We start from the raw sequence: 2,824 nt of genomic DNA, 5'->3' as shown, positions 1-2,824 counted from the left end.
GCGCCGCGATCGGCTATTACCTCCGCCAAGCCCACGAAGGCCGGCTCAGCCTCGACGAGGCCTGGGAGGCGATCTGCGGCTACAACGCCGCCATGTTGCGGCCTAGTTGGTCCGAGGATCGCCTCAAGGCCGAGACCCGGCGGCTCTGGCAGCGACATCTCGAGCGCAACGGACCTGCGCAGCCGCCGCGGCAGGAGGCGCCGACAGGCCCGCTGGACTGCTTCAGCCTCGGCCAGCTGCTCGATGACCGCAGCGCGCTGCCCGACGACATCATCGCCCCACGCGTGCTCACCCCGGGCGGGCTGCTCGTCCTCGGCGGCGCGCCCAAGGTCGGCAAGAGCGACTTCCTGATCTCCTGGCTCGTCCACATGGCTGCCGGCGTGCCGTTCCTCGGCTTCACGCCGCCGCGGCCGCTGCGGGTGTTCTATCTGCAGGCCGAGCTGCAGTATCACTACCTGCGCGAGCGCCTCCACCAGATCGGCCTGCCATCCGCAGTCCTTGTTGCCGCCCGTGACGGCTTTGTGGCCACCCCGCGGCTGAAGCTGCTGCTCGACCAAGGTGGCGTCACCCGCGTGCTGGAGGCGATCCGGAGCGCCTTTCCCGAGAGCCCGCCCGATATCATCTGCATCGATCCGATCCGGAACGTCTTCGACGGCGGGCCGACGGGGCCGAACGGCAGCAGCGCCGGCGAGAACGACAACAGCGCGATGATGTTCTTCCTCAAGGAACGCGTCGAAGCGCTGCAGGCGGCGGTCAACCCCGATGCCGGCGTCATCCTCGTCCACCACACGAAGAAGCTTTCGAAGCAGCAGGTGAAGGACGACCCATTCCTGGCTCTCTCCGGTGCCAGTGCTCTCCGGGGTTACTACACCACGGGCCTGATCCTGCACCGTCCCGACGACGACAGCACCGCCCGCCGCCTCGAGATCGAACTGCGCAACGGCCCGGCGCTCGAGCCGAAGCTGGTCGACAAGATCGGGGGGACGTGGGTGGAGATCGACAACCGCTTCGAGCGCCTGGTCGGCCAGGAAATGGGTGCGCGGCACGACGCCGAGCGTGATCGCAAGCGCGACGTCATCCTCTCGATCCTGCTCGCCGAGGCCGCCGAGGGGCGGCTCTATACCTCGACGCAGTTCCGCGAGGCATTCGAGAACCAGTTCGGCCTTGGGAGCCAGTCGACCATCCGTGACCGCATCAATGTGCTGAGCACCAAGGGCTATATCCGCTTCCTGCGCGATGGCACCGAATTCGCCCACGAGGTCGTCCGCTCGCGGTTCGGATATCTCTGCGTCCACGGCATGGTGTTCGGCCGCGAGGCGCAGGTCGATCCGGAGACCGGCGAGGTGCTGTCGACCGGCAAACCGGTCGTTGCCAGCCACTACAAGTCGCCCGCCAACGGCCTCTGCATGGAGCTGGATGACCCCTGCGACTGGCCCGATCCGGAGGACGACCATGCGTGAAATCGTCCTCGACCGCGGTTGTTCGTCCTCCCGGATTTCTTGTTCGACCTCAGGACAAACATGTTCGTCCTCCCCCGTTGTTCGTCCTCAATCCTGCAAAATCAATGTATTAGGGCAGGACGAGGACGAACATGTTCGTCCTCTTGTTCGACCTCTGTTCGTCCTCTTTTCCCGTTTTACTACAGAGACTTACTTGCTTTGGAGGACGAACAACGGGACCCCCCATACTACGTATGGGAGGGCCGGCCTCGGGGCCGAGCCCCCCATCCGTGACGTCCGTGCCCGCGGTCCGCCGTTCTCTTTCGTCTCCGCCTCCCCCGACCACTGCGGCCAGAACGACAGGAGATGACGATGGCCCGAATGAAACTGACGACGATGCGTTACACGCCCCCCGGCTACGGCGGCACGCGGCGCAGCCCCGATGAGGTCAAGCGTGATGGCTGGCAGGAGATGGGTCTGCTGGCGGTCAGCGTGGACGACCCGCGGCTGACCTGGCCGGAGCGCGAGATGATCGCGCAACTGGGACGCAAGCTCTACGGCCCCTGCGCTAGTGAGGGAGGGCGCGGCGATGGTTGAGCGCAACTGGACTGCCGACGATGTCGCCGATCACTTCGCCGAGGCGTTCCGCACCTTGCGCAGGCTCCCCTCCGCTGCCCCGCGCGGTCACGGCAGCCACTGGCCGCAGATCCTGCGCAGCGCCCGCGAGATCGCGGCGATGGAGCCGGAGCCGATGCGGGTGGTGCCCTCGGCGCAGGCGATCTCGGCGCTTGAACGCACCTTCGACTGGGCACTCTGGATCAACGAGGCCGAACGCAAGCTGATCTGGTCGCGGGCGGCGCGGGTGCCATGGAAGGTCATCTCCGGCGAGCTGGGTTGCGACCGGACCACGGCGTGGCGGCGCTGGCAGCTGGCGCTGACGAAGATCGCGGCGCGGCTGAATGCGTGAGCGAGTCCAAAGTGTTGCAACACATTCGTGTTCGACACGTGCAACAGATCCGTGCTATGCAGAGCATATGATCGGGAGACGAGCGCCAGGAGCGCCCCCGGTCTTTTCCAACCCGTTTTGTTCTTCGCGCGAGGCGTTCATGCCGCAGCGTCCGCCCATCCATCGCCCTGTGGGGCGGCGCGACAAGCGCGAACGTGACCGCGACACTGACCGCCGACGTGATCCGGTGATCCGTGCGCTCTATCGCTCGGCCCGGTGGCTCGCGGAACGGCGGCTGTTTCTGGCCCGCCACCCGCTCTGCGCCGAGTGCCAGCGCCGAGACCGACTGACCCCGGCCAACACCGTGGACCATGTCGTCCCGCATCGGGGCGACCCCGAGCGGTTCTGGGACCAGGACGGATGGCAGCCGCTCTGTGCG

4 protein-coding genes are annotated in these 2,824 nt (G+C 66.7%); all 4 read left to right on the top strand.

Translation table 11 applies throughout. The features are described from left to right. The coding region (locus CK240_RS17265; RefSeq protein ID WP_135058897.1) for an AAA family ATPase at positions 1 to 1,460 on the top strand (1,460 nt) is incomplete at its 5' end. Between the two features lie 351 nt (positions 1,461 to 1,811). Further along, complete coding sequence (locus tag CK240_RS17260) at positions 1,812 to 2,036, top strand: hypothetical protein (RefSeq protein WP_338048981.1); 225 nt, start codon at positions 1,812 to 1,814, stop codon at positions 2,034 to 2,036. Next, positions 2,029 to 2,406, top strand: coding sequence for a DUF6362 family protein (locus CK240_RS17255; protein ID WP_095641508.1), 378 nt, complete (start codon positions 2,029 to 2,031; stop codon positions 2,404 to 2,406). Before CK240_RS17260 ends, CK240_RS17255 begins: the two co-directional genes overlap by 8 nt. 226 nt (positions 2,407 to 2,632) lie before the next feature. After that, positions 2,633 to 2,824, top strand: a 192-nt coding sequence (locus CK240_RS19050) for an HNH endonuclease signature motif containing protein (protein WP_240517556.1), incomplete at its 3' end; no start/stop codon positions are given.

Origin of the sequence: Paracoccus salipaludis, assembly GCF_002287065.1 — a bacterium.
Classification (GTDB): Bacteria; Pseudomonadota; Alphaproteobacteria; order Rhodobacterales; family Rhodobacteraceae; genus Paracoccus; species Paracoccus salipaludis.
The sequence above is the reverse complement of the archived record's forward strand: the minus strand, read 5'-3'. Positions and strand labels throughout refer to the sequence as shown.

Excerpts from the sequence above, each read along its gene's own strand:
- CK240_RS17260 (WP_338048981.1), top strand. The coding sequence starts at position 1,812 with ATGGCCCGAATGAAACTGACGACGATGCGTTACACGCCCCCCGGCTAC.
- CK240_RS17255 (WP_095641508.1), top strand. The coding sequence starts at position 2,029 with ATGGTTGAGCGCAACTGGACTGCCGACGATGTCGCCGATCACTTCGCC.